This window comes from Streptococcus sp. S1, from assembly GCF_034137685.1.
Taxonomy (GTDB): Bacteria; Bacillota; Bacilli; order Lactobacillales; family Streptococcaceae; genus Streptococcus; species Streptococcus dentalis.
The window spans coordinates 1,046,817-1,073,457 of record NZ_CP139418.1; the positions used below are offsets into that span (position 1 = coordinate 1,046,817).

23 protein-coding genes and 1 pseudogene are annotated in these 26,641 nt (G+C 40.9%); 17 read left to right on the forward strand and 7 right to left on the reverse strand.

Annotated features, from left to right (window positions below; translation table 11 throughout):
- The first annotated feature begins 114 nt into the window (after window positions 1-114).
- From hprK to SM121_RS05125, 4 genes are read left to right on the forward strand one after another with little or no spacing between them, the layout of a single operon-like run.
- Window positions 115-1,047: an HPr(Ser) kinase/phosphatase gene (gene hprK, locus SM121_RS05110; RefSeq protein WP_320910536.1), complete on the forward strand. Its 933-nt coding sequence runs from the start codon at window positions 115-117 to the stop codon at window positions 1,045-1,047.
- Window positions 1,044-1,826 carry a prolipoprotein diacylglyceryl transferase gene (gene lgt / locus SM121_RS05115; protein WP_320910537.1) on the forward strand — a complete coding sequence of 261 codons (783 nt, stop codon included), beginning with the start codon at window positions 1,044-1,046 and terminating at the stop codon, window positions 1,824-1,826. Before hprK ends, lgt begins: the two co-directional genes overlap by 4 nt.
- Before the next feature lie 3 nt (window positions 1,827-1,829).
- Complete coding sequence (locus SM121_RS05120) at window positions 1,830-2,213, forward strand: DUF948 domain-containing protein (RefSeq protein ID WP_031573975.1); 384 nt, start codon at window positions 1,830-1,832, stop codon at window positions 2,211-2,213.
- Between the two features lie 14 nt (window positions 2,214-2,227).
- Window positions 2,228-2,686, forward strand: coding sequence for a YtxH domain-containing protein (locus SM121_RS05125; protein ID WP_155128075.1), 459 nt, complete (start codon window positions 2,228-2,230; stop codon window positions 2,684-2,686).
- A 369-nt stretch (window positions 2,687-3,055) separates the two neighbouring features.
- On the opposite strand, the gene SM121_RS05130 is transcribed toward SM121_RS05125, so the two are convergent.
- Window positions 3,056-3,349: a DUF3270 family protein gene (locus SM121_RS05130; RefSeq protein ID WP_003002735.1), complete on the reverse strand. Its 294-nt coding sequence runs from the start codon at window positions 3,347-3,349 to the stop codon at window positions 3,056-3,058.
- 129 nt (window positions 3,350-3,478) lie between these two features.
- Here SM121_RS05130 and SM121_RS05135 point away from each other — a divergent pair, with 129 nt between their 5' ends.
- On the forward strand, window positions 3,479-4,408 hold the full coding sequence (locus tag SM121_RS05135; RefSeq protein WP_223345262.1) for a peptidase U32 family protein: 930 nt from the start codon (window positions 3,479-3,481) through the stop codon (window positions 4,406-4,408).
- A 96-nt stretch (window positions 4,409-4,504) separates the two neighbouring features.
- Window positions 4,505-5,791 (forward strand): peptidase U32 family protein, encoded by a 1,287-nt coding sequence (locus SM121_RS05140; RefSeq protein WP_003002878.1) that lies wholly within the window; start codon window positions 4,505-4,507, stop codon window positions 5,789-5,791.
- 16 nt (window positions 5,792-5,807) lie between these two features.
- On the opposite strand, the gene SM121_RS05145 is transcribed toward SM121_RS05140, so the two are convergent.
- The gene (locus SM121_RS05145; protein ID WP_037607050.1) at window positions 5,808-6,140 is read right to left on the reverse strand and encodes a hypothetical protein; all 333 of its coding nucleotides are present in this window, start codon (window positions 6,138-6,140) and stop codon (window positions 5,808-5,810) included.
- A gap of 90 nt (window positions 6,141-6,230) precedes the next feature.
- Here SM121_RS05145 and SM121_RS05150 point away from each other — a divergent pair, with 90 nt between their 5' ends.
- From SM121_RS05150 to SM121_RS05160, 3 genes are all read left to right on the forward strand, one after another.
- A complete protein-coding gene (locus SM121_RS05150; RefSeq protein ID WP_003002541.1) occupies window positions 6,231-6,443 on the forward strand; it encodes a YdbC family protein in 213 nt (70 codons plus the stop codon).
- Window positions 6,444-6,603: 160 nt separating this feature from the next.
- Window positions 6,604-7,746: a 5-methyltetrahydropteroyltriglutamate--homocysteine S-methyltransferase gene (locus SM121_RS05155; protein WP_155128085.1), complete on the forward strand. Its 1,143-nt coding sequence runs from the start codon at window positions 6,604-6,606 to the stop codon at window positions 7,744-7,746.
- A gap of 12 nt (window positions 7,747-7,758) precedes the next feature.
- The gene (locus SM121_RS05160) at window positions 7,759-8,490 is read left to right on the forward strand and encodes a cyclase family protein (protein WP_320910538.1); all 732 of its coding nucleotides are present in this window, start codon (window positions 7,759-7,761) and stop codon (window positions 8,488-8,490) included.
- Window positions 8,491-8,983: 493 nt separating this feature from the next.
- On the opposite strand, the gene SM121_RS05165 is transcribed toward SM121_RS05160, so the two are convergent.
- Together SM121_RS05165 and gorA are read right to left on the reverse strand one after the other, a co-directional pair.
- On the reverse strand, window positions 8,984-10,888 hold the full coding sequence (locus SM121_RS05165; protein ID WP_320910539.1) for a Gamma-glutamyltranspeptidase: 1,905 nt from the start codon (window positions 10,886-10,888) through the stop codon (window positions 8,984-8,986).
- Between the two features lie 308 nt (window positions 10,889-11,196).
- Window positions 11,197-12,546: a glutathione-disulfide reductase gene (gene gorA, locus SM121_RS05170; RefSeq protein ID WP_320910540.1), complete on the reverse strand. Its 1,350-nt coding sequence runs from the start codon at window positions 12,544-12,546 to the stop codon at window positions 11,197-11,199.
- 179 nt (window positions 12,547-12,725) lie between these two features.
- Between gorA and SM121_RS05175 the strand changes: the two genes are divergently transcribed.
- The 4 genes from SM121_RS05175 to lysS all read left to right on the forward strand — a co-directional run bounded on the left by SM121_RS05175 (window position 12,726) and on the right by lysS (window position 17,661).
- A complete protein-coding gene (locus SM121_RS05175; RefSeq protein ID WP_155126284.1) occupies window positions 12,726-13,883 on the forward strand; it encodes an efflux RND transporter periplasmic adaptor subunit in 1,158 nt (385 codons plus the stop codon).
- Window positions 13,867-14,562 carry an ABC transporter ATP-binding protein gene (locus SM121_RS05180; RefSeq protein ID WP_151378635.1) on the forward strand — a complete coding sequence of 232 codons (696 nt, stop codon included), beginning with the start codon at window positions 13,867-13,869 and terminating at the stop codon, window positions 14,560-14,562. Before SM121_RS05175 ends, SM121_RS05180 begins: the two co-directional genes overlap by 17 nt.
- Complete coding sequence (locus SM121_RS05185; protein WP_320910541.1) at window positions 14,562-15,899, forward strand: ABC transporter permease; 1,338 nt, start codon at window positions 14,562-14,564, stop codon at window positions 15,897-15,899. Before SM121_RS05180 ends, SM121_RS05185 begins: the two co-directional genes overlap by 1 nt.
- A gap of 271 nt (window positions 15,900-16,170) precedes the next feature.
- The gene (gene lysS / locus SM121_RS05190) at window positions 16,171-17,661 is read left to right on the forward strand and encodes a lysine--tRNA ligase (protein ID WP_003016025.1); all 1,491 of its coding nucleotides are present in this window, start codon (window positions 16,171-16,173) and stop codon (window positions 17,659-17,661) included.
- Window positions 17,662-17,697: 36 nt separating this feature from the next.
- On the opposite strand, the gene SM121_RS05195 is transcribed toward lysS, so the two are convergent.
- The 3 genes and pseudogenes from SM121_RS05195 to SM121_RS05205 form a co-directional block, all read right to left on the reverse strand.
- Window positions 17,698-18,321: a histidine phosphatase family protein gene (locus SM121_RS05195; protein ID WP_320910542.1), complete on the reverse strand. Its 624-nt coding sequence runs from the start codon at window positions 18,319-18,321 to the stop codon at window positions 17,698-17,700.
- Window positions 18,322-18,343: 22 nt separating this feature from the next.
- Entirely contained in the window at window positions 18,344-18,817 is a 474-nt protein-coding gene (locus SM121_RS05200) for an aminoacyl-tRNA deacylase (RefSeq protein WP_320910543.1), read from the reverse strand.
- A 140-nt stretch (window positions 18,818-18,957) separates the two neighbouring features.
- Window positions 18,958-19,830, reverse strand: a pseudogene (locus tag SM121_RS05205) (GH25 family lysozyme).
- A gap of 248 nt (window positions 19,831-20,078) precedes the next feature.
- Here SM121_RS05205 and ftsW point away from each other — a divergent pair.
- The 4 genes from ftsW (at window position 20,079) to tpiA (ending at window position 26,582) form a co-directional block, all read left to right on the forward strand.
- Entirely contained in the window at window positions 20,079-21,320 is a 1,242-nt protein-coding gene (gene ftsW, locus SM121_RS05210; protein ID WP_003002538.1) for a cell division peptidoglycan polymerase FtsW, read from the forward strand.
- A gap of 38 nt (window positions 21,321-21,358) precedes the next feature.
- On the forward strand, window positions 21,359-24,184 hold the full coding sequence (ppc, locus tag SM121_RS05215; protein ID WP_320910544.1) for a phosphoenolpyruvate carboxylase: 2,826 nt from the start codon (window positions 21,359-21,361) through the stop codon (window positions 24,182-24,184).
- Window positions 24,185-24,462: 278 nt separating this feature from the next.
- The gene (gene tuf, locus SM121_RS05220; protein WP_031574016.1) at window positions 24,463-25,659 is read left to right on the forward strand and encodes an elongation factor Tu; all 1,197 of its coding nucleotides are present in this window, start codon (window positions 24,463-24,465) and stop codon (window positions 25,657-25,659) included.
- Window positions 25,660-25,823: 164 nt separating this feature from the next.
- Window positions 25,824-26,582 (forward strand): triose-phosphate isomerase, encoded by a 759-nt coding sequence (gene tpiA, locus SM121_RS05225; RefSeq protein ID WP_003002560.1) that lies wholly within the window; start codon window positions 25,824-25,826, stop codon window positions 26,580-26,582.
- The last annotated feature ends 59 nt before the right edge of the window (window positions 26,583-26,641 follow it).

Sequence of the window (26,641 nt, forward strand, 5' to 3'; positions counted from 1 at the left end):
TTTTTGCTTGCCTTAAAAAGGAGTTGAAAATGGATCTTTCAAATGACACTTCAGGCTCTCGTCTGAAGAGAAAATCTGCTATAATAGAGAGAGAATTTGAAAAGGGAGAATGATATGGCAGTTACTGTTCGCGATCTACAGGAAAAGCTTCGTCTAACGGTTGTTTATGGGGATGATAGCCTCTTAAGCAAGGAAATTACGACTGCGGACATTTCACGTCCAGGTCTTGAAATGACGGGCTATTTCGACTATTACACACCTGAGCGGATTCAGCTTGTAGGAATGAAAGAATGGTCCTACCTGGTGAAGATGAGCTCTCACAACCGTCATCAGGTCCTGCGCAAGATGTTCCAGCCAGAGACACCTGTCATCATTGTCGCGAGGAATTTAGAAATTCCAGAAGAAATGTTGCGAGCTGCTGAAGAGAAGCAACTAGCCATTTTGAAGAGCAATGTTGTAACGAGTCGTTTATCTGGAGAACTTTCTAGCTATTTGGATAGTCGCCTAGCAGAACGTACGAGTGTACACGGTGTCTTGATGGATATTTATGGGATGGGTGTCTTGATCCAAGGAGATAGCGGAATCGGGAAAAGCGAGACAGGTCTGGAACTTGTCAAGCGGGGTCACCGCCTCGTAGCAGATGACCGAGTTGATATCTATGCGAGAGACGAGATGACCCTTTGGGGAGAGCCAGCTGAAATCCTACGCCACTTACTAGAGATCCGTGGTGTCGGGATTATCGATGTCATGAGTCTTTACGGTGCGAGTGCTGTCAAGGATTCTTCACAAGTCCAAATCGCCGTTTACTTGGAAAATTATGCTAAGGATCAGGTTTATGATCGTCTTGGTAATAATGCAGAAGAGTTGGAAATCGGTGGCGTGACCATTCCTCGTATACGCATCCCTGTGAAGACTGGTCGGAACATTTCGGTCGTGATTGAAGCCGCAGCTATGAATGTTCGGGCCAAAGAAATGGGCTATGATGCTACCAAAACTTTTGAAGAACGTTTGTCCCAGTTGATTAGTCAAAATGAGGTGAAGGAATGAATCCAGTAGCCCTTAAATTAGGTCCGATCAGTATTCGTTGGTATGCAATTTGTATTGTCTCTGGCTTGATTCTAGCCGTTTATCTTTCCATGAAAGAAGCGCCCCGTAAGAAAATTGATCCAGATGATATCATTGATTTCATTTTGATTGCCTTTCCGCTTGCGATTGTGGGAGCTAGAATCTATTACGTTATTTTCGAATGGGGCTATTATAGCCAGCATCTTGGTGAGATTTTCGCCATCTGGAACGGAGGAATTGCGATTTATGGTGGCCTCTTGACAGGTGCTCTTGTCCTCTATCTATTCTCTCGTAGACGTTTGATTGAACCGATCGACTTTTTAGATATTGCGGCCCCAAGCGTCATGATTGCACAGAGTATTGGTCGCTGGGGAAACTTCTTTAACCAGGAAGCTTATGGAGCTGCTGTCAAAAGTCTCAACTACCTCCCCTCTTTTATTCGAGACCAAATGTATATAGATGGCAGTTACCGTCAGCCAACCTTCTTATATGAATCCAGTTGGAATCTGCTAGGTTTTCTCTTGATCTTGATTCTTCGTAGGAAGCCCCAATTTTTGCGACAAGGTGAGATCACAGCCTTTTACCTTATCTGGTATGGTTTTGGTCGGATGATCATCGAAGGAATGCGGACGGATAGCTTGATGTTTGCGGGCTTACGTGTTTCCCAGTGGTTGTCGATGATCCTGATTCTAGTTGGACTCGCCATCATCATCTACCAACGTCGCAAAAAAGCCCCTTATTATGTAGAAACAAAGGAGTAATATATGTTTATTGAAATTGCCTACGGTCTCTTAGGCCTTGCCTTAGTAGCGCTTGTCATTTATATGATTTTTTTCCTCTCAAAGATTGGAAAAGTTGTAGATGAGACGCAAAAAACGATCCAAGTTTTGACATCAGATGTCAATGTTACCTTGCACCAGACCAATGATTTATTAGCAAAAGTCAATGTTTTAACAGATGATTTGAATCAAAAAGTTGCAACGATTGACCCACTCTTTACAGCCGTGGCGGATCTTTCAGAGTCTGTTTCAGATTTGAATGATCAAGCCCGTCAATTAGGTTCCAAAGCTGTATCAGCTGGTGGAAAAACAGTGAAAGCCTCTATCGGATTAAAAGCGATTAAGATGGCTTCAAAATTATTTAAATAGAATCGAGGAAGAATATGGGACGTTTATCTAGTTTATTAATTGGTGTGATTTCAGGTGCTTCAGCAGCCTACTATTTATCAACTGAGCAAGGAAAGAAAGTCACTAAAAAAGTGGTGCGCTTCGTAAAAGATTATCAAGAAGATCCTCAAGAAGTACATGAATCGGTGAAACAAACTGCTAAGGATGTTTCAAAACAAGCAGCAGAAGTGATCCAACAAACCAAAGAAAAAGTTGGTTCTGGAGAAATTACGACAGGTACTGTTTTAGAGTCAGTCAAAGAAAAGACGCAAGATGTGGTTGAAAAATCTCAAGAAGTCTATCACTCATTTAAGGATAAACTTCAAAAAGAAAATCTAAGTGGCAATGACTTGGTTCAATCCATTCGCAAACAAACAGAATCAGAAGACATCGTGTTAGAGTTGGATGAAAAAGATTCTGAAGAAGCAACTGAAGAAGAAACAAAAGAAGTATAAAAATGAGGCTCAGTGAGCCTCATTTCAGATTGAAGACAAAATCATCTTAGAAACTTTCCTTAAGTGAGTACGGACGTCAGCGAACTTCAAAGAAGTTCCATGACTTAGTTTTGAACCTAAAGTTTCAAAACTCCCGAGTGCCTGAAACAATTATGTTTCAGGCACTTTTCTCACGGCGGAAAGTTTCGATAGATGATTGAATAACTTTAACTCATAAAAAGTTTTTATTCTTATAGAATTTCTGGGAAGTCTTTGAATTATCAAACACCATACCATCTTTTTCTGAGTTACATGAAAAGTCTAACTTAATTTGACAACCTAGGAATTAAAAAAATTCGAGTAAATAAAAAAATCAGGCGAACCTGATTTTTATTTTTTTCGTTTATTGTAGTAAATTCGGAACCCTTGAATACTAGCAAAGCTAGAACCAATCGCTAAAGCAAACGCAAAGAAGGTATTCATTTTTGTTGCTAAAAAGACAAAACTAAATACAACCGTCAACACACAGAAAATAGCGATATTTAAAAAATATAGCAATTCACTTAATTGAGGTGCGGGTTCAACTTCAGGAGCATAGTCCTGAATAGGGGTTTCTTGGGTTTGTTTGGTTAATTCGATATAATCGAATTCTTCTTCATAGTGTCTTAAATTTCTTACGGGCATTTTCTCTCTCCTAACAGTACTCTATTATTCTATCATGAATTCAGGTATATAAATGTTACAAAAATGTTACAAATTTTACAAAATGAATAAATTTTTCTAGAATATCGGAATTTTTGTTATAATGGTTCTATGAAAAATATTATTATTACAGCAACAGCAGAGAGTGTTGAGCAAGCGAAAGCCCTGATTGATGCAGGGGTTGACCGAATCTATGTCGGTGAAAAAGATTACGGATTACGATTGCCTCAAACTTTAAGCTATGACGAAATAAATCGAATTGCCCAACTGGTCCATGCTGCTGGCAAAGAATTGACAGTAGCTGTAAATGCACTGATGCACCAATCGATGATGGATTCAATCAAGCCTTTCCTAGATTTTCTAAAGGAAATTCAGGCTGATTATATTACTGTCGGAGATGCGGGCGTTTTTTATGTCTTGAAACGAGATGGCTATCCATTCAAAACCATCTACGATGCATCAACCATGGTCACTTCTAGCCGCCAGATCAATTTCTGGGGAAAACAAGCAGGAGCTTCTGAAGCTGTTTTGGCTCGTGAGATTCCATCTGCCGAATTATTCGTAATGGCTGAGAATCTTCAAATTCCTGCAGAAGTCTTGGTCTATGGCGCTAGCATTATTCACCATTCGAAACGACCGCTACTTCAGAATTATTACAACTTTATCAAGACAGAAGAGTCTGTGACCAAAGATCGGGATCTGTTCTTGGCCGAGCCAGGAGATCCCAATTCTCATTATTCGGTCTACGAGGACAAACATGGAACCCATATCTTCTCAAATAATGACTTGAATATGATGACCAAATTGTCTGAGTTGGTTGAACATGGCTTTGATCATTGGAAACTCGATGGTGTCTACTGTCCGGGTGAAAACTTTGTCAAAATTACAGAGTACTTTGTCAAGGCCCGTGATTTGATTCAAAAAGGAACATTTACACAGGGTCAAGCCTATCTGTTTGATGAAGAAATCCGCAAATTGCACCCAGCTAATCGTGGTTTGGATACTGGTTTCTATGATTATGAACCAGATCGTGTAAAATAACAAATAATACTAGGGCTTCTTCGTTTGTGAGTTTTCCTTTTTCAGGGAACGAAGAGGCTATTCATCATATCGACAATCTTGTAAATTGGAGAAAACATGACAAATACAAAAAAACGTCCAGAGGTTTTGGTACCTGCTGGAACATTAGAAAAGTTAAAAGTTGCCGTTAATTATGGGGCAGACGCTGTGTTCGTTGGTGGACAAGCCTATGGTTTGCGTAGCCGTGCCGGAAACTTCACCATGGATGAGCTTCGTGAAGGAATTGAGTATGCTCATGCACGTGGCGTAGATGTACACGTGGCTTCGAACATGGTAACCCATGAGGGAAATGAACAAGGGGCTGGTGAGTGGTTCCGTGAATTACGAGATATGGGCCTTGACGCCGTGATCGTCTCAGACCCGGCCTTGATTGAAATCTGTGCAACCTATGCACCTGGACTCAATATTCACTTGTCTACGCAAGCTTCTGCAACCAACGTGGAGACCTTCCATTTCTGGAAAGAGTATGGCTTGACCCGTGTCGTCTTGGCCCGTGAGGTATCCATGGAAGAGTTGGCAGAGATCCGTAAGCGTACCGATCTTGAGATCGAAGCCTTCGTTCATGGAGCCATGTGTATTTCCTATTCCGGACGTTGTACCCTTTCTAACCACATGTCTGACCGGGATGCCAATCGTGGTGGTTGTTCTCAATCTTGTCGTTGGAAATACGATCTCTACGATATGCCATTTGGCCAAGAACGCAAGAGTATCAAAGGACAAGTCCCAGAAGAATACTCTATGTCAGCCGTGGACATGTGTATGATCGAAAATATTCCAGACATGATTGACAATGGAGTTGATAGCTTGAAGATCGAAGGTCGGATGAAATCTGTCCATTACGTATCAACAGTAGCCAACTGTTACAAGGCAGCTTGTGATGCCTATATGGAAAGTCCAGAAGCCTTTTATGCCATCAAGGATGATTTGATCAATGAATTGTGGAAAGTCGCTCAACGTGAATTAGCAACTGGATTCTACTACCAAACACCGACTGAAAATGAACAATTGTTTGGGGCGCGTCGTAAAATTCCTCAATACAAATTTGTAGGAGAAGTGGTGGACTTTGATCCATCTACCATGACAGCGACGATTCGCCAACGGAATGTCATCAATGAAGGCGATCAAGTGGAATTCTACGGACCAGGCTTCCGTCATTTTGAATGCCAGATCCAAGACTTGCATGATAAGGATGGAGTGAAGATTGATCGCGCACCAAATCCGATGGAGCTTCTCACGATCACGGTTCCACAAGAAGTCAAGCCAGGAGATATGATTCGTTCTTGCCAGGAAGGTTTAATCAATCTCTACTCAAAAGATGGGGCAAGTAAAACTGTTCGAGTATAACAAAAAAAAGAGAGGGTTAAACCTCTCCTTTTTGTTGGGCGATGCGAATATTATTGGGGACCAAACTGATTTTCTGGATCTCAGAAATCCGAATAATCGTGGACATACTCTTTTTAAAATTTTTCACGATCAGTTGTCGGCGTTCCTGGTCATACTTGACAATGTCGCCTGTAAAACTCTTATTTGAAAAAATAACATGTACCCCTTGTTTTTTTCGCAATGCTTGTTGAATGATTTCAATAATTCTCTCATCTTCTAATGGGGCAGGGGTACTGATTTTTCCATTGAAAAACTCATTTGCTCGGTCTTTAACGATCTCGAGAAATTTTTTCATAGCTAAATTCTCCATAACTTGATACAATATATTATAGATAATTTCAACGATTTTGTAAATGATTTACGAATATTAGAGATGAGAAGGCAAGAAAGGAGTCGTGAAATGGCAGAATTTTCATTCCAAATCGAAGAACATTTGCTGGTCTTGTCAGAAAATGACAAGGGTTGGACCAAAGAATTGAACCGTGTGAGTTTTAATGGTGCTCCTGCTAAGTATGATATCCGGACCTGGAGTCCCGACCATACAAAGATGGGAAAAGGCATTACACTCACGAACGAAGAGTTCCAAGTCATGCTCGATGCATTTAAAAATTAAGGAAAGGGGTCCTTCAAGGACTTCTTTTTTGTTATAGTCTAAGACTATATAGATATCAAAGATATTAGATTATCCGAAACCCTTGTTTATCAAGTGTTAGACTGCTATAATGGTTGCATTGATGAATTAATGTAAAACTTATAGGAAAGAGGAATTCATATTGACACATACACATGCACCTTATCGCGTAGACCATGTTGGTTCATTTCTTCGTCCAGCAGCTTTGGTTCAGGCTCGTGAAGATTTCGCAACTGGAAAAATCAGTCAGGCTGACTTAACAAAAGTGGAAGATCAGGCGATTCGTGACCTCGTTGAAAAAGAAATTGCTGCTGGTCTGAAGTCAGTGACAGATGGAGAATTCCGCCGAGCTTATTGGCATTTGGATTTCTTCTGGGGCTTTGGTGGCATTGATCACGTCCAAGCTGCTCAAGGCTATCAATTCCATGATGAAACAACCAAGGCGGACTCAGCACTTGTCGTTGGAAAAATCACAGGAGCCAATCATCCATTTGTAGAGCATTACAAGTTCTTGCGGGATCTTGTGGCAGATGTAGATGGTGTAGAGGATAAATATACCATTCCAGCACCTGCGCAATTCTATTTTGAATTGATCCGTGATGCAGAACATGTAGAACAATTGAATACCATCTATCCTGATTTTGCGGCTGTTCGTGAAGATATCAAGCAAGCCTATCTTCAAGTGATTCAAGATTTGTATGATGCAGGACTTCGGACCCTTCAAGTAGATGACTGTACGTGGGGTGTCTTGGTAGATGATAATTTCTTGACGGCTTGGGGAGCAGCTCAAGGCAAGTCAAAAGATGAGGTTCGCCGGGAACTCGCTGATCTCTTCTTGACCTTTAACAACGATGTCTACCAACATGTTCCAGCTGGTTTAACTGTCAATACGCACGTTTGTCGTGGGAACTTCCATTCCACTTGGGCTTCATCAGGTGGTTATGCGCCGATTGCCAAAGAACTCCTTGGAGAAGAAGCGGTCAATGCTTACTTCCTAGAGTTTGATACTGATCGGGCTGGTGGTTTTGAACCACTTGCAGAAGTAACTCCTGGAAAAGGTGTGGTATTAGGCCTCTTGACATCTAAGAGTGGTCAATTGGAGAATAAGGACGAAGTGATTGCTCGTATTAAAGAAGCAAGTCAGTATGTACCGTTGGAAAATCTTTACCTGTCTACTCAGTGTGGCTTTGCTTCGACAGAAGAAGGAAACATTTTGACAGAAGAAGACCAATGGAAAAAAATCGGTTTGATTAAGGAAATTGTCGCTGAAGTTTGGGGCGAATAAGGAGGAAGAAACATGTCAGATTTACTAAGTATTTATAAAGAATTGCAAGCTAAAAAATGGGTGGACTTGAGTCACCAAATCAATGCGGAAAGTCCACACTTCCCAGCCCTTCCTGCCTTGCAACAAGAAGATCTTTTCACATTAAAAGATGGTTTCCATGTTCAAAAATTTACAGTGGTTGGTCAATACGGAACGCATATTGATGCACCGATTCACTTTGTAGAAGGGGGTCGTTGGTTGGATGAGATTGACCTCAAAGATCTCCTCTTGCCACTTTATGTTATCGACAAGTCTAAAGAAGTTGCTGCCAATCCAAACTTTGTCTTGAGCAAACAAGATATCTTAGACTTTGAGGCAGAGCATGGGCAAATTGCTGAGGGTGCTTTTGTTGCCTTCCGTAGTGATTGGTCAAAACGTTGGCCAGATCAAGATGCTATGCGCAATCTTGATGAAAATGGGGTTCAACAAAGTCCAGGATGGAGCCGTGAAGCCTTGGAATTCTTGATTCATGAACGCCATGTTAAGGCTGTGGGTCATGAAACCTTTGATACCGATGCAGGTATTCCAGCAGCAGAGCATGGCTTGGTCAATGAATACTACCTCTTGGAACAAAATATCTACCAAGTTGAAGTCTTGAACCAATTGGACCAAGTTCCAGCTGTAGGTGCTTTGATTTCGATTGCTTTCCCTCACTGGGACAAGGCAACTGGTTCACCTGTCCGTGCTATTGCCATCTTACCATAAACAAAGAAAAAAGCTTGAAGACAGACGTTACATTTGGACGTTTGTCTTTTTGTATTTTCGAAACTATTTTCGTTATCATCTGATATTTCATCCAAAAACCTGATTTAGCGAAAATAAAAAGGGATATTCGCTAAGCATTTCGCCAATATTTTGAGATGTAGACGAACCGATGTAAGCCAAATCCTTATAGGGCTTACACAAAGAAAAGAGAGTGGGACAGAAATCGGTAATTCGTTAGAATTCGATTTCGTCGTCCCACCTCCGCACAGTTGAGTAGGGCTGTAAAAGCTGATGAAATCAGCGTAGTAGAGCCCACTCAACCACTGCGTCTTGCTCGACAATCCAAAAATAATTGAGAGGCTAGGACTTTTGTCCCAGCCTCTTTTTATCAATCAGAGAGAGCCAAAAGGTTCTCTCTTTGTTAGTTGAACTATTTGTTAAGATGCATTGAAAATCTATTTCGTTAGAAAATTGACTATTTTTAATTAATAAATTATTGACGAGTCAATTTCCATTTGATTCCAACAGCACCTGCTAAGACAAGAATTCCTGAGAAGACGAGTCCAGATGCAACAACTTCACCTGTATTAGGAAGAAGTGTTTTGTGACCTCCACCATTGTTTTCACCATTGGAAGCTGGCGCACTTGGTGTCGTTGTAGTACCAGAATGTTCAGGTTTATTTGGATTTTCGGGTGTAGTCTTAGGTTCTACAGTAGTAGTTGTTGTATCTTCTTCACTACTATTGTGGTTTTCTGGTTCTTCTGGTGTTGTAGTCGCTTCGGTAGTCTTAGGTTCATCGGTAGTTGTTACCGTAGTCTTAGGCTCTTCAGAAGTAGTCGTAGGTTCATCAGTAGTTGCTACCGTAGTCTTAGGCTCATCAGTTGTAGTTGTGGGCTCTTGAGTCGTAGTAGTTGTAGTTGTGGTCTCTTGAGTAGTAGTAGTTGTGGTTGTAGGCTCTTGAGTCGTAGTGGTTGTGGTTGTAGGCTCTTGAGTCGTAGTGGTTGTGGTTGTAGGCTCTTGAGTCGTAGTGGTTGTGGTTGTAGGCTCTTGAGTCGTAGTGGTTGTGGTAGTTGGCTCTTGAGTCGTAGTAGTTGAGGTAGTTTGCTCTTGAGTCGTAGTAGTTGTAGTTGTAGGCTCTTGAGTCGTTGTGGTTGTAGTTGTGGTCTCTTGAGTCGTAGTAGTTGTGGTAGTCTGCTCTTGAGTTGTAGTAGTTGTAGTTGTAGGCTCTTGAGTCGTAGTAGTTGTAGTTGTAGGCTCTTGAGTCGTAGTGGTTGTAGTCTGCTCTTGAGTAGTAGTAGTTGTAGTTGTAGGCTCTTGAGTCGTTGTGGTTGTAGTCTGCTCTTGAGTTGTAGTAGTTATAGTTGTAGGCTCTTGAGTCGTAGTGGTAGTTGTAGTTGTTGATGTCTTATCACCATCCACACCACCGTTTGCATTAATATTTGCAACAGATGCATTTACTTCCTTGGCAACAACGGCTTGCTCACCTTTAACGTGATACCATACTTTAGTATTGTTCAAGAAATTTTTTTGATTTTCATTCTCTACTTTAGTCTGGTAAAAGATCAGGACACCAGTCTTATTGATTTCGTTTTGAGGAATAGTAACCGTAATTTTTCCTGCTGCATCAATTGTGAAAGTTGCTCCAGGAAAGTCTGCTAAGAAATCATCGATAGCAGTTGAGCCACCGTAATATCCTGGTTTGTTACCTGTAGTAGTAATACTAAAACTATCTTTTACAAGTGAATGACCACCTTGGATGACATCTTCAACACGAACATCACCATCTACATCTAATTTCATAGCATTAATGGTTAGTGTCCAAAGAATATGTTCAGGATCATTCGCGTGCATATCACCCGCTTTGAGATAGAATGGAGCGCTGTTAACACCAGTAGCCATTTTCTTAACGTTTAATTCTACTGTTCTAGCTCCACTAATAATAGTGAATTTCCCAACATGCTCCTTATCGGTTGCTGTATTGTTATGACCTTCAATCTCAAACTCACCCCAACCTCGAATGTTTTGAAGGTTTTTGATGCCTTCATTGAAAGTAACTGTCGCAGATCCATCTGTAATGACCATGTCTCCAACGTAAGTTCCGTCGATGCTTAGGGGAATAGTCTTTTTAAATCCGACACCATAGACTGTTCCAGAACTAGTCCAATTAACTTTTAAGGTATCTCCTGGTTGAATTTTTTGAGCATGCTCATCAAATGTAAACTTAACGGTTGTTTGTCCACCATCTGTGATTTCTTCGGACGAAACAGTTAGTGAGCTAATATTGTTGCTGACATCTCCAGCTTTTACCATATCAGATTGCGACAATACGATGAATAATAGTGGTAAAAATACGATAAAGAAGACTTTGACAAGTCTACTTAGATTCATTTTTTTCATTCTCTTCTCCCAATTTGTCTCCAATTATTCAATCTATTTGTATGTCGTTTTAAAAGGACTTACAAATAGATGTATAATTTATAGGCTGTTTTTTCAGGACAACCAATAAAAATTCACCTCCTACTAGTCTAAACTCGAAAAGACACCCTGTAAAGTGAATTATATCACAAATTAGTACAGTTTTAAATATAAAAATGTTTTATCTGTGAAATTTTAAGTGTTTTACAAAAATCAGATAAATGAAAAAGGACTATTGTTTATTAAAATAGTCCTTTTAGCTTAAAGTGTAACAACTTCAAGCTTATGTTTTATCTCATTGTCACAAATTCTTCAGATCCGGTTGGGTGAATGGCGACAGTTGCATCGAAATCGGCTTTTGTCGCTCCCATCTTGATAGCAACTGCAAATCCTTGGATCATTTCATCGACTCCGTAGCCAAGACCATGAAGGCCAACGACCCTTTCCTCGGGACCAGCAGTGATGAGTTTGAATTTTGCTTGCTGGCGGTGTTGGGTTACAGCAGTGTACATGGAAGCAAATTGAGAAGTATAGACTTTGATATTCTCTTTACCATAAGTTTGCTGGGCTTCTTCCTCTGTTAAGCCAACGGTTCCGATAGCAGGGTGAGAAAAGACAACGGTTGGAATGTTTGTATAATCCATTTTGAAATTGACTTTTCCATTGAATAGTCGTTCAGAAAGAGTGCGTCCAGCTTTAATAGCGACAGGAGTTAATTCTTTTTCTCCTGTAACATCCCCAAGAGCATAGATTCCTGGAATAACTGTATTCTGGTATTCATCCACTGCAATGAATCCTTTTTCATTTAAGGTGACGCCTGCAGCTTCTAGATTGAGATCCTGGACGTTTGGTTTTCGTCCTGTTGCCCAGATAACATGATCTGCCACGTGGCTGGTCCTATCTTCAAAATAAATCTTCACACGACCGTCTGCTAATTTTTCAAGCTTCATGGGAACCTTATGTTTGTGAAGCGGAAGGTTTTGTTTTTCCATTTCTTCCATTAAGCCATCGACAATGTAGGAATCAAAACTGCGTAAAACCCGATCTTTTCGGATGAAGAGGTCTGTTTGGACTCCTAAATGGTGGAGCACACCAGCTAGTTCCACCGCGATGTAGCCAGCCCCAATAATGGCAACGGAACTTGGCAGTTCTTCCCAAGCAAAGACATCGTCAGAAGTTTCGCCAAATTCAGCTCCAGGAACAGAAGGAATATGAGGATGGGCTCCTGTCGCAATTACGATATGCTTGGCCTTAATGGTTTCTCCATTGACCTCAACCGTATGAGCATCTACAAAACGAGCACGTCCTTCAATTCGTTCAACCTCATTGCGTTTGAAACTGCCATCATAGGAATTACGGGAACGGTCAATATAGGCTTCGCGATTTTTTCTTAAGGTTGCAAAATCAAATCTTGTTTGTTCAGAAGTAAATCCATAGTCTGGTCCATAATCGCGAATAGCTTCTGCAATTTGTGCACCATACCACATAATTTTTTTAGGCACACATCCTCTGTTGACACAGGTACCACCCAGTTGTTTTTCTTCAATGACGGCAGCCCGAGCTCCGTGCTCCCCAGCCCGGTTTATCGTAGCGATTCCTCCACTACCTCCACCGATTGAAATAATATCAAATTCTTTCATGTTTTCCTCCAAAATAGGATTTCAGTTTGATTGTAATATCAACTGTTACAAAAGTCAAGGGTTTAGCATGTTAGCAAGCTTTAAAATTTCATTTTGTCGTGTCAATTTTAGATAGAAAAGTAAGGAAATGTGGTATACTATGGTATAGAATAAAACGCTTTCTTTGATGGAGAAAAACGATGAAGAAATTGAAAAAATGGCAACTATTTACAGCTGCAGGTGTAGCAATTGCGGTGATTGGAACAGGAAGTGTGATGGTGTTTTCGCACCCAAGTACGCCTGATCAAGCAGTCACGAAAGAAACTCCAATGGTGCAAACGGTCAAGGATGGATCGATCGCTTCTTCGGTCTTGCTAACTGGAAAGGTCACTGCCAACCAGGAACAGTATGTCTATTTTGATGGAACCAAAGGGGATTTGCAGTCGATTTTGGTCAATGTAGGAGATCAAGTAACGGCTGGTCAGCCAATTGTTCAGTATAGCAGTACGGAGGCCCAAACAGCTTACGATGCAGCCGTTCGTGCTGTCAATAAGGCGGATCGTCAGCTAAATGATTTGCTGACAAATGGTGTGACTATTGATACCACAGGGGATGAAGAAGCAGATGCCAAGTTAGCTTCACAGACCCAACGAACAGTCGATTCTCAAGCTAGCGATTTACGAGATGCCTTGTCTGATGCGGTTGATAATATGAACAAGGCTAAGGCTCTTCTGGATGCGACAACCGTAAAAAGTAATACAAATGGTACCGTAGTCGAAGTCAATAAAGATGTTTCAAAATCGACTACAGGGACCAACCAAACTCTGGTTCACATTGTGAGCAACGGAAATTTACAAGTTAAAGGGGAATTGTCTGAATACAATTTGGCCAATATCTCTGAAGGTCAGGAAGTGATTCTCACTTCCAAAGTCTATCCGGATAAAACCTGGACAGGAAAAATTTCTTATGTAGCCAACTATCCGACTGACGCTGGTCAAGCAGGTGCTAATGCAGCAGGTGGAACACAAGGAAGCGGTGGTGCCAAGTACCCATTCACAGTGGATATTACCAGTGAGATTGGGGAACTCAAACAAGGCTTTTCTGTTAATATTGAAGTCAAAAGTTCTACTCAACATCCTCTTGTTCCCGTGACAAGTGTCATGGCTGATGGGGATACAAGTTATGTATGGACGGTCGAAAATGGCAAGGCTAAGAAAGTAAAAGTAACGCTTGGTAACGCCGATGCTGAAAACCAGGAAATCTTGTCAGGCTTGAAGAAAGATGCTCAAGTTATTGTGAATCCTAATGAGAAACTGGAAGATGGAAAAGAGATCGGAAAATATGACAAAATTGATTGAACTAAAAGGAATCAATAAAACCTATAAAAATGGGGATCAGGAACTTCGTGTCTTAAAAGATATCGATTTAGAAGTCGAAGAGGGAGAATTTGTAGCCATTATGGGTCCATCTGGCTCAGGAAAATCAACCTTGATGAACGTCATTGGCTTGTTGGATCGGCCGACCAGTGGAGAGTATTTCCTAGAAGGTCAGGAGGTTGGAAATCTCAGTGAGAAAAAATTAGCACGTGTTCGAAATGAACAGATCGGTTTTGTCTTTCAACAATTCTTTCTTCTCTCCAAGCTCAATGCCTTTCAAAATGTAGAACTGCCTCTCATTTATGCGGGAGTTCATCCTGCTAAACGGAGGGAATTAGCTGAGCAGTACCTTGAAAAGGTGGAGCTCCATTCTCGCATGCACCATTTGCCTTCAGAACTCTCAGGAGGTCAAAAACAGCGGGTTGCGATTGCTCGAGCTCTTGTCAATCAGCCAGCCATCGTCTTAGCAGATGAGCCGACTGGAGCCCTAGACACCAAGACGGGGGAGCAAATAATGGACTTGTTAACCAAGCTAAACCAGGAAGGAAAAACCATTATCATGGTTACACACGAGCCAGAAATTGCAGCCTTTGCGCATCGTCGCATCGTCATTCGTGATGGAGTGATCTCCTCAGATAGCAAGCTGGAAAGGGGGACCTAATGCAAAATTGGAAATTTGCGATCAGCTCGATTCTGAGCCATAAATTACGGTCTTTCTTGACCATGGTGGGGATCATTATTGGGGTTGCTTCTGTCGTTGTCATCATGGCTCTGGGAGATGGTATGAAGGCTGGTGTCACCAAGACCTTCACCAAGGACCAAGAGTATGTACAAATCTCTTATTCTCCGAACAAGAGTGGCTATGTGACAGGAATCAATATTGGCCCTTCTGAGGATACAGGAGAAGGTGGAGGCGAAAGTGGCCCTGCAGCTGAAGACCGAGGGATGGCTGCTCCATCGGATATCGATGGGGAAAACGCTGAAGATATTGATGGTCAAGTTCAAGAAGCACCACCAGTTGTGCAAGAATCTTGGGTTAAGGAATTAACCAAGATTCAAGGAATTGATGGTTACTATGTTGGCAATACCTCCAATGCAACCATTGCTTTTCAAAAGAAAAAAGCAGAAGGGGTAAACATCCAAGGGGTAAATGAAACCTATTTTTCTGTCAAAAAGGTTGAGCTCTTATCTGGACGAAAATTAACCCCTTCAGACTATAGTAATTTTTCACGGGTGGTGCTTCTGGATGAAGGCTTAGCTCAACAATTATTTGGAACGGAGAATCCACTGAATCAGGTGGTCTCTGTTGGGGATAACAATTATCGCGTCGTTGGTATTTTCAAGGATCCAAATGCAGGGACAGCCCTCTATGGAGCTTCTTCAGGTGGCAGTGCCTTGATGGCAAATACTCAGCTGGCCTCTGAATTTGGAACGGATGAAATTCAAAATATTGTCGTCCATGTGCCAAATGTGAAGCAGATTAAAACCGTTGGGATTGAGGCTGCTCAAAAGTTAACAGAACTTTCAGGTGTTCGCCAAGGAGAATTTCAAATCTTTAATTTGGATAGTATCCTAGAGGAAACCAACAAAGTAGTGGGAATTATGACGACAGTGATTGGTGCCATTGCAGGGATTTCCCTCTTAGTTGGTGGGATTGGAGTCATGAATATCATGTTGGTTTCTGTCACCGAGCGGACGAGAGAAATTGGTCTTCGCAAAGCATTGGGAGCAACTCGGGGTAAGATTTTGGTTCAATTTTTGATTGAGTCGATGGTTTTGACCATCATTGGAGGTCTGATTGGACTTGGACTTGCTTATGGGGTGAATAGCTTGATTACTACACTCGCGGCAGCCTCCCTAGAAGGACCACCGATTATTTCCTTAAATGTCGCCATCGGCAGTATTATTTTCTCTGCTTTTGTAGGCATCATCTTTGGAATTTTACCAGCGAATAAGGCTTCTAAGTTAAATCCGATCGAAGCACTGCGTTATGAATAAAAAAATAGGAGCGTGTCAGGATGAATGGTTCAAGATTCTCCACGCTCCTTTTTGATGCTGTTGTGGAATAGCTTGTCGAAACCTTTTCAATCATCTCGTCTTATACAGGTCAAGCTATTTAGGTAGTCAACAACGGTCTTCAGATATTTTTGAGTATTCATTCAAGAAGCTGCATTTTTTCTTCCATCATATTTTTGTTTAATTGGTAAATATTAGTGAATTTCTGCTCTAAATATGATAGAATAGGGGAGAATAACTTAGGAGGTTCCAAATGACTACTGAACATATGGAAGAATTAAATGACCAGCAGATTGTCCGTCGTGAGAAAATGGCGGCCCTTCGTGAACAAGGAATCGATCCATTTGGAAAACGATTCGAACGCACTGCAAATTCAGGTCAATTAAAAGAAAAATATTCAGAATTAGATAAAGAACAACTCCACGACTTGAACGAAACAGCTATTATTGCCGGTCGTCTCGTAACCAAACGTGGAAAAGGAAAGGTTGGCTTTGCCCATCTTCAAGACCGTGAAGGTCAAATTCAGATCTACGTTCGTAAGGATGCAGTTGGAGAAGAAAACTACGAGATCTTCAAAAAAGCAGACCTTGGTGATTTCCTTGGTGTTGAAGGGGAAATCATGCGCACAGACATGGGTGAACTTTCGATTAAAGCAACTCATATCACTCACTTGTCAAAAGCCCTTCGTCCTTTGCCTGAAAAATTCCACGGACTTTCAGACGTTGAAACCATCTATCGTAAACGTTATTTGGATTTGATTTCAAATCGCGAAAGCTTTGAACGCTTTGTAACCCGTTCAAAAATCATCTCTGAAATCCGTCGTTATTTAGATGGTCAAGGATTCCTTGAAGTGGAAACACCAGTGCTTCACAATGAAGCTGGGGGTGCGGCTGCCAAACCATTTATCACTCATCACAATGCACAAAACATTGACATGGTGCTTCGTATCGCGACTGAGCTCCACTTGAAACGTTTGATTGTTGGTGGGATGGAACGCGTTTATGAAATCGGACGGATCTTCCGTAACGAAGGAATGGATGCTACTCACAACCCTGAATTTACTTCGATAGAAGTCTACCAAGCTTACGCTGACTTCCACGATATCATGGACTTAACAGAAGGCATTATCCAACATGCTGCGAAAGCGGTCCATGGTGATGGTCCAATTGACTATCAAGGAACAGAAATCAAAATCAACGAACCATTCAAACGGGTTCACATGGTTGATGCGATCAAAGAAATCACAGGTGTTGACTTCTGGCAAGACATGACCTTTGAAGAAGCTGTAGCACTTGCAAACGAAAAACATGTACCGGTTGAAAAACACTACACAGAGGTGGGACAAATTATCAATGCCTTCTTCGAAGAATTCGTTGAAGAAACCTTGACGCAACCAACATTTGTTTACGGTCACCCAGTAGCAGTATCTCCATTGGCTAAGAAAAATCCAGAAGATCCACGCTTCACTGACCGTTTCGAACTCTTCATCATGACCAAAGAGTATGCCAATGCCTTCACGGAATTGAATGATCCAATCGATCAATTGCAACGGTTTGAAGCGCAAGCGCGTGCCAAAGAATTGGGAGATGACGAAGCTACAGGCATCGATTATGACTATGTTGAAGCCCTTGAATATGGTATGCCACCAACAGGTGGACTTGGAATTGGTATTGACCGTCTCGTTATGTTGTTGACAAATGTAACAACAATTCGCGACGTCCTTCTCTTCCCAACTATGAAATAAGCTAAAAGAAAACACTGATCGCAAGATCAGTGTTTTTTAGTCTTCCATATAAGAAGTGTCGTTCCAAGTGTCTAAGTGATAGTGCTCAAAATCATCTGTTGTCAAAATCGTCACGCTGGCATTGTCTAGTCCGCCATTTTTGCGGAGTTCTCCTGTTTCATAACCAAGCAAGGTTCGAATAGAAGCTGTCAAATTAGCTCCGTGTCCAACGATGAGAACGGTATCGAGCTCTTTTCCGTTCAAGTTTTTTACAAAATCACAGGTACGTTTGGTCGTTTCATAGACAGATTCTGCATCAAAGATTTCATTTTGAAAGCATGCTAAGTTATGCCGAAACGCAGCCATTTGTTGGGGATAGATAGCCGAAATGGTAGAAATTTTAGCTCCTTCTAGTTTTCCCAAATTCCACTCACGAAGAGCAGATGTTACTTGTAATTTTAGAGGTATCTCCAATTGATCGAGGATGATCTGTGCGGTATGGACTGCCCGTGGCAGATCACTTGCAAAGACTGCATCAAAAGGAACAGTAGCTAGATGCTTTCCTAATTTTTCAAGCTGATGAATGGAGGCTGGCAACAACGGAGAATCGCCATTTGATCCTTGAAAACGTCCCTCTTCATTCCATTCTGTCCGTCCGTGTCGAATAAAATATAGTTTCACGATCTTGTCTCCTTCTCCATCTTTATTCCAAAATATCAGCAAAAGTCGCCTTGACGAAGTCTGCTAGAAGTTGTGGTTTGATTTGAATACTATGGCCAATTTCCCCAGCAGATACGATCATGGTTTCTAACTGAAGGGCTGATTTATCAATAAAGATAGGAAAAGAATGCTTTTGATGAATGCCCACTGGATTATTGGCACCATGAATATAACCCGTTGTTTTTTCAAGATCTTTCTGAGGAATCATAGCCACTTTCTTATTCCCCGATAATTTGGCTAACTTTTTTTCTGATAAATGCTCTGTAATAGGAATGATCCCAATCACGGGACCCGTTTTATCCCCTTTGAGAGCTAGGGTTTTGAAAATAGTAGAGCGATCAATTCCTTCTGGTAAGATCCCTTCTAAAGCGTTGATTTGTAAGCCTATGTGCTCAATTTTTGCTTTCGTCAAGATCTGCTCGACCAAGGTTTTTTTCACTTTATTTTTTTTTGCCACGGCTTTCTCCTTTTCTCTTTTTCTCTACAAAATCAGATTTCACTAGACCATTATAACATATAATAGCGACAATATTGCCTTCTCCTTAAAAATAGAAAACAGCAGAAAAAGTGAAGATCACTTGATCTGCTGTTTTAAGGCTATGAGGAAGAGCCATCTTTTTGTACCTTGAATAGTTTCCGATAAATCGCTTCTTGGTCTTGCGTCGGAACAATTTGGTTGAGATCCAAGTAGTGTGAGAATCCATTTAATTGCCCTTGAGAGGTATATTGATGCAAGTCGTATTCCGTGTTGGTATCTGGCGCGGCATTATAGTAGCCATCATCAAATCCATAAGTAGGAATCCAAAGAGCCGTAAATTTATCAGTGGAGATACTATGTTCTTCCATGAAGTAGGTTCAGATATAGAGTCCAATATTTTTTGCACCCAAAGCTTGTAGTTTTGCTCGGAAAGCTTCAACACCTGCGTTCATATCCTTCATGGTTTTTTCCTCAACGTCTAACCAATAGTAAGTCGGTTTGTAAGGAGAAGCAGCCTTGTAAAATTCTTCTGCTTCTTTTTCCATTTCTTTTTTATCCTTAGCAGCGACATAAGCATAGACTGCGACAGGGATATTTCGTTTTTGGAATTCTTGGATATGGGTTTTATAAGATTTATCCAGACCATTTAAGTAGGTTGCCGCATTTTCCTTTTTAGCTTGAGCCCCGCTATGGACACGAACGATCACACCACCTACATTTCTGGAGAGGATATCGTAATCAATTTCGCTTGGCAATTGCCAGCCTGAGATATCAATGATCGGGCGGCCAACTAGTTCTGGATTGATGTCTTCTTTTTTAGAAGAAGAGCTTGCAGTGGTTGTTTTTCGAGGTGTATTGGAGTTCGGAATCGTTTGTGTTGTTTCTTGTTGCTCTCTTGCTTGCATATCAGCAATCGTTCGTGAAAGAACGAGAAAAGAAATGAAACCGATAAAAAAGACTAAGAGAACAACGGGTTTTATCCTTTTTCTCATACAAAATCATTTTACCGTAAATAAAACGAAAAGGCAAAACTTAATGCTTAAAAGATCACGATTTCAGCCATTGTTTTCAAAAAAAAGGAATCTTTTCATCAAAAAAGGATAAAAATATATGAAAATAAGAAGAATCATTAGAATATTTCTTGAAAATGGGGAAGAAGCCGAATCTTTTCTAGCCTTTCCTTGGTTTTGCTTCTTAAAAATGATATAATGGAGGTTGAACATTAGGAATATGGTGAATTATGAAAATTGAAAAAAGACATCTTTTAAATTATTCCATCCTCATTCCCTATTTGATTTTATCTATTATTGGTTTGATTGTAGTCTATTCGACAACAAGTGCCTTGGCAATTCAAAGTGGAGTGAGTTCGATTCGAATGGTACGGACACAGGGGCTCTTCTTCATCTTTAGTCTCCTAACCATTGCCTTGATTTATAAATTTAGCCTAGACTTCCTGCGAAATAAAAAAGTATTAGCTTTTGTCATCTTTATTGAGGTGATTTTGTTGATCTTGTCTAGGTTTATCACGGATACGGTCAATGGAGCTCACGGTTGGTTGACGATTGCAGGAATGTTTAGTATCCAGCCAGCAGAATACCTCAAGGTGATCTTAGTCTGGTATCTGGCCTTGATTTTTTCTAAACGACAAGATGAAATCCGTGATTATGATTACCAAGCCTTGACGCACAATGAATGGATTCCAAGAAATTTAAACGATTGGCGTTGGCTGACCTTGATTCTGATTGGAATCGTTGTGATCATGCCGGACTTGGGAAATGCGACGATCTTGGCCTTAACGGTCTTGATCATGATTACGGCTAGTGGAGTTGGCTACCGTTGGTTTACCTCACTACTTGCTTTAGTTGTTGGAGCATCGTCCATTGTCCTTGGTTCAATATGGATCATCGGTGTGGACCGTGTCGCTAAAATTCCAGTCTTTGGTTATGTAGCCAAACGTTTTAGTGCCTTCTTTAACCCCTTTAATGATTTGTCTGGCGCAGGTCACCAATTAGCTAATTCTTACTATGCCATGAGTAATGGTGGTTGGTTTGGCTTGGGGCTAGGAAATTCCATTGAAAAACAAGGTTACTTACCAGAAGCGCACACAGACTTTGTGTTTGCGATTGTGATTGAAGAATTAGGTTTTGTTGGAGCTAGCTTGATTCTTGCTCTCTTATTCTTCTTAATTCTTCGGATCATTTTAGTCGGTATTCGAGCAAAGAATCCTTTTAATTCGATGATGGCCATTGGGATCGGTGGGATGATCTTAGTGCAAACCTTCATTAACATCGGAGGTATTTCTGGTTTGATTCCGTCTACAGGAGTGACCTTCCCCTTCTTATCCCAAGGGGGAAATAGCTTATGGGTCTTATCCATAGCGATTGCTTTCGTTTTGAATATCGATGCTAGTGAAAAACGGGCCAAGATGGAACAAGAAGGCATGGTTTTTGAAGAAAAAGGTAAAATCAAACCTTATTATTAAAAGGGAATTGTTGAATGGCTATTCAAAAAGGAGAAAAAATGGTCTTACAAAAATTAGAGAACTTCACAAATAAAGATATTATCAAAGAAGAAGCCGAAATTTTAACTAATTTATTAGATGATATTACGAAAAATTTGGTTCGTCCGGAAACCTTTGATAAAATTACGCAGTTGAAGGATCTATCAAAAACACAGAACTATCGTGAGTTGAATCAACTAGTGGAACAATTGACAAATGAAGAAATGACAGTGATTTCACGTTATTTTGCTATTTTACCACTCTTGATTAACATCTCAGAAGATGTCGATTTGGCCTATGAAATCAATCATTTGAATAACGTGGATGGTGAATACCTCGGAAAACTTTCTTCAACGATCAAGGAAGTTGCAAAAAATGAAGATGCACAGGAAATTCTTGAAAACCTCAATATTGTACCTGTTTTAACAGCCCATCCAACTCAAGTGCAAAGAAAAACCATGCTGGATCTAACCAATCATATTCATGCTCTTCTTCGTCAGCACCGGGATGTTAAAGCGGGTTTAATGAATGAGGATAAGTGGTATAACAACCTTCGTTGTAATATTGAAATCATGATGCAAACGGATATGATTCGTGACAAAAAATTGAAGGTTACTAATGAGATCACCAATGTCATGGAATATTACAATAGCTCTTTCTTACAAGCTGTTCCAAATCTTATGTTGGAATACAAACGCTTGGCAAAAGAGCATGGATTAGAGCTTGAACAACCACGTCCGATCACAATGGGCATGTGGATTGGGGGAGACCGGGACGGGAATCCGTTTGTAACAGCTGAGACCTTAAAGCGTTCAGCAACTATTCAGAGTGAAGTCATTTTGAACTATTACATCGAAAAGATTTCTAAATTATACCGTCATTTCTCGCTTTCAACGAGTCTTTCTAAAACAAGTGAAGCAGTAGCTGAAATGGCAGCCCTATCAAGTGATACATCTGTCTTTCGTGAAAAAGAACCTTACCGTCGGGCTTTCCACTATATCCAGTCAAAATTGATTCAAACCTTGGTCAATTTAAAAGAATGGACGATGGTTGGGGAAACTAGAGAAGATCGTTATGCTGTCGAGAGGTTATTAGGAGCAAATGCTCATCAACAAGGGCCAGTTTCTGATTATATCGGCAATCGTATTTCTGGGGCTCTAAAGAAAATTTCTGAGAAAGAGTCTCCAGCTTATGCATCAGCTCAAGAATTTAAAGAAGACCTTGAAAAGATCAAAGATTCCTTGTTAGAAAACAAATCAGAGTATTTAATTTCTGGTGAGTTTGCAGAACTTCTAGAAGCCATCGATGTTTTTGGATTCTATCTCGCCTCTATTGATATGCGCCAGGATTCGAGTGTACATGAAGCCTGTGTGGCAGAATTACTGAAATCAGCAGGGATTAATGACCACTATTCTGATTTATCAGAGGATGAAAAGTGTCAAGTTCTCTTGAAAGAACTTTTAGAAGACCCACGTATTTTATCAGCAACCCATGCTGAAAAATCTGAACTGCTTGAAAAAGAATTGGCGATTTTCCAAACGGCCCGTGAATTGAAGGATCGTTTAGGAGAAGAAGTCATTCGTCAAAACATCATTTCTCATGCAACAAGTGTGTCAGATATGTTGGAATTGGCTGTGATGTTGAAAGAAGTGGGCTTAGTCGATACGGAAAAAGCTCGCGTTCAAATCGTACCGTTGTTTGAAACGATCGAAGATTTGGATCATTCAGAAGAAACCATGAGAAGTTACTTGTCTCTTCCAATTGCCAAACGTTGGATTGCTTCTAAGAACAACTACCAAGAGATTATGTTAGGTTACTCTGATTCCAACAAAGATGGTGGATACTTGTCTTCTTGTTGGACCCTCTTTAAAGCCCAACAACAATTGACCGCTATCGGAGATGAGTTTGGAGTGAAGATTACCTTCTTCCATGGTCGTGGTGGTACTGTTGGCCGTGGTGGAGGTCCTACTTATGAAGCCATCACTTCTCAACCATTGAAATCCATTAATGACCGTATCCGCTTAACCGAGCAAGGGGAAGTAATCGGCAATAAATATGGAAATAAAGATGCTGCCTACTACAACCTTGAGATGCTGGTTTCGGCAACCATTAACCGAATGATTGCCGAACAAAAGAGTCCATTCTCTATGTTTGATCGTTTCGGGGAAGTCATGGATAAAGTCGTGAATCGCAGTTACGATATCTATCGTGATTTGGTCTTTGGAAATGAGCACTTCTATGATTACTTCTTTGAATCAAGTCCGATCAAAGCAATTTCAAGCTTTAATATTGGTTCACGTCCTGCTGCTCGAAAGACCATTACTGAAATCGGTGGTTTGCGTGCTATCCCATGGGTCTTCTCATGGTCACAAAGTCGGGTGATGTTCCCTGGTTGGTACGGAGTAGGTTCTAGCTTTAAGGAATTTATCGATGAGGATCCTGAGAATATCGAAACCCTTCGGTACATGTATAAAAACTGGCCTTTCTTCCAATCTCTCTTGTCAAATGTGGACATGGTCTTATCCAAAGCCAACATGGACATTGCTTTTGAGTACGCGCAATTGTGTGAGGAAGAAGAAGTCCGCAATATCTATCAGATCATCTTACATGAATGGCAATTGACGAAGGACATCATCTTGATGATTGAAGAACAAGACGAGTTGCTCGCTGAAAACCCTTATTTGAAAGAAAGTTTGGATTATCGGATGCCGTACTTTAACGTCTTGAACTATATTCAGTTAGAATTGATTCGACGTCAACGGACCGGCCAATTATCAGCTGATCAAGACAAGCTAATCCATATCACCATCAACGGGGTGGCAACAGGATTACGTAATTCAGGTTAAAAAAATCGGAACGTCTGTTCCGATTTTTTCTGCTCTGAAACAAAGAGATAGAAGATGCTTAATGAGCTTGAGTAGACGATTTTAAATGAGAATTTTCAAAGCTAGAACAGGATCTTTCAGCAAGAGGACAAAATAAAAGAAAAGAAGAGGAATAATTAAGAAAATATAGGTAAAAGGCTTGCAATTTCATCTAAAATTCGATAGAATAGTAAGGAAAGTTAGACTGTATTGCCTACTGTCTATCTATAAAATATATTTTATTGGAGGCTTTTACTCAAATGGCAAAAGAAAAATACGATCGTAGTAAACCGCACGTTAACATCGGTACAATCGGACACGTTGACCACGGTAAAACTACCCTAACTGCAGCAATCACAACTGTTTTGGCACGTCGCTTGCCTTCATCAGTTAACCAACCAAAAGACTATGCGTCTATCGATGCTGCTCCAGAAGAACGCGAACGCGGTATCACTATCAACACTGCACACGTTGAGTACGAAACTGCTAAACGTCACTACGCTCACATCGACGCTCCAGGACACGCGGACTATGTTAAAAACATGATCACTGGTGCCGCTCAAATGGACGGAGCTATCCTTGTAGTAGCTTCAACTGATGGACCAATGCCACAAACACGTGAACACATCCTTCTTTCACGTCAGGTTGGTGTTAAACACTTGATCGTCTTCATGAACAAAGTTGACTTGGTTGACGATGAAGAATTGCTTGAATTGGTTGAAATGGAAATCCGTGACCTTCTTTCAGAATACGATTTCCCAGGTGATGACCTTCCAGTTATCCAAGGTTCAGCTCTTAAAGCTCTTGAAGGTGACTCTAAATATGAAGACATCATCATGGAATTGATGGATACTGTTGATGAGTACATCCCAGAACCAGAACGCGATACCGACAAACCATTGCTTCTTCCAGTCGAAGACGTATTCTCAATCACTGGACGTGGTACAGTTGCTTCAGGTCGTATCGACCGTGGTGTTGTTCGTGTCAACGACGAAATCGAAATCGTTGGTATCAAAGAAAAAATCCAAAAAGCAGTTGTTACTGGTGTTGAAATGTTCCGTAAACAACTTGACGAAGGTCTTGCAGGGGATAACGTTGGTGTGCTTCTTCGTGGTATCCAACGTGATGAAATCGAACGTGGACAAGTTATCGCTAAACCAGGTTCAATCAACCCACACACTAAATTCAAAGGTGAAGTTTACATCCTTACTAAAGAAGAAGGTGGACGTCATACTCCATTCTTCAACAACTACCGTCCACAGTTCTACTTCCGTACAACTGACGTGACTGGATCTATCGAACTTCCAGCAGGAACTGAAATGGTAATGCCTGGTGATAACGTGACTATCGACGTTGAGTTGATCCACCCAATCGCCGTTGAACAAGGTACTACATTCTCAATCCGTGAAGGTGGACGTACTGTTGGTTCAGGTATGGTTACTGAAATCGAAGCTTAATTCGATCTAGTTCCCAGATTAACAATTATATAGACAGACAGAAAACCCCGTGAAGACGGGGTTTTTATTTTGGTAAAAAGTAAAATGAGCTTGTGCAACCTTTCATTATGACGAAATTTATGGTAAAATAGATAGTATAAAATTAGAAAAAAGAGGTATGTGAAATGTCACGTAAACCATTTATCGCTGGTAACTGGAAAATGAACAAAAATCCAGAAGAAGCAAAAGCATTCGTTGAAGCTGTAGCATCAAAACTTCCTTCAGCTGACCTTGTTGAAGCTGGTATCGCAGCTCCTGCAGTTGACTTGACAACTGTTCTTGCTGCTGCTAAAGGTTCAAACCTTAAAGTTGCTGCCCAAAACACTTACTTTGAAAATGCTGGTGCCTTCACTGGTGAAACTAGCCCACAAGTTTTGAAAGAAATCGGTACTGACTACGTTGTGATCGGTCACTCAGAACGTCGTGACTACTTCCATGAAACTGATGAAGATATCAACAAAAAAGCAAAAGCAATCTTTGCGAACGGTATGCTTCCAATCATCTGTTGTGGTGAAAGCCTTGAAACTTACGAAGCTGGTAAAGCAGCAGAATTCGTAGGGGCTCAAGTTTCAGCTGCTCTTGCTGGATTGACTGCAGAGCAAGTCGCTTCAACAGTTATCGCATACGAACCAATCTGGGCGATCGGTACGGGTAAATCAGCTTCACAAGACGACGCACAAAAAATGTGTAAAGTTGTTCGTGACGTTGTAGCTGCTGACTTTGGTCAAGAAGTGGCTGACAAAGTACGTGTTCAATACGGTGGTTCTGTGAAACCTGAAAACGTTGCTGAATATATGGCTTGTCCAGACGTTGACGGAGCTCTTGTAGGTGGTGCATCGCTTGATCCAGAAAGCTTCTTGGCATTGCTTGACTTCGTTAAATAATGACATATAAAAAGGCGAGAGGTTTCTCGTCTTTTTTATAGTAGAAAAGACCAGCTACA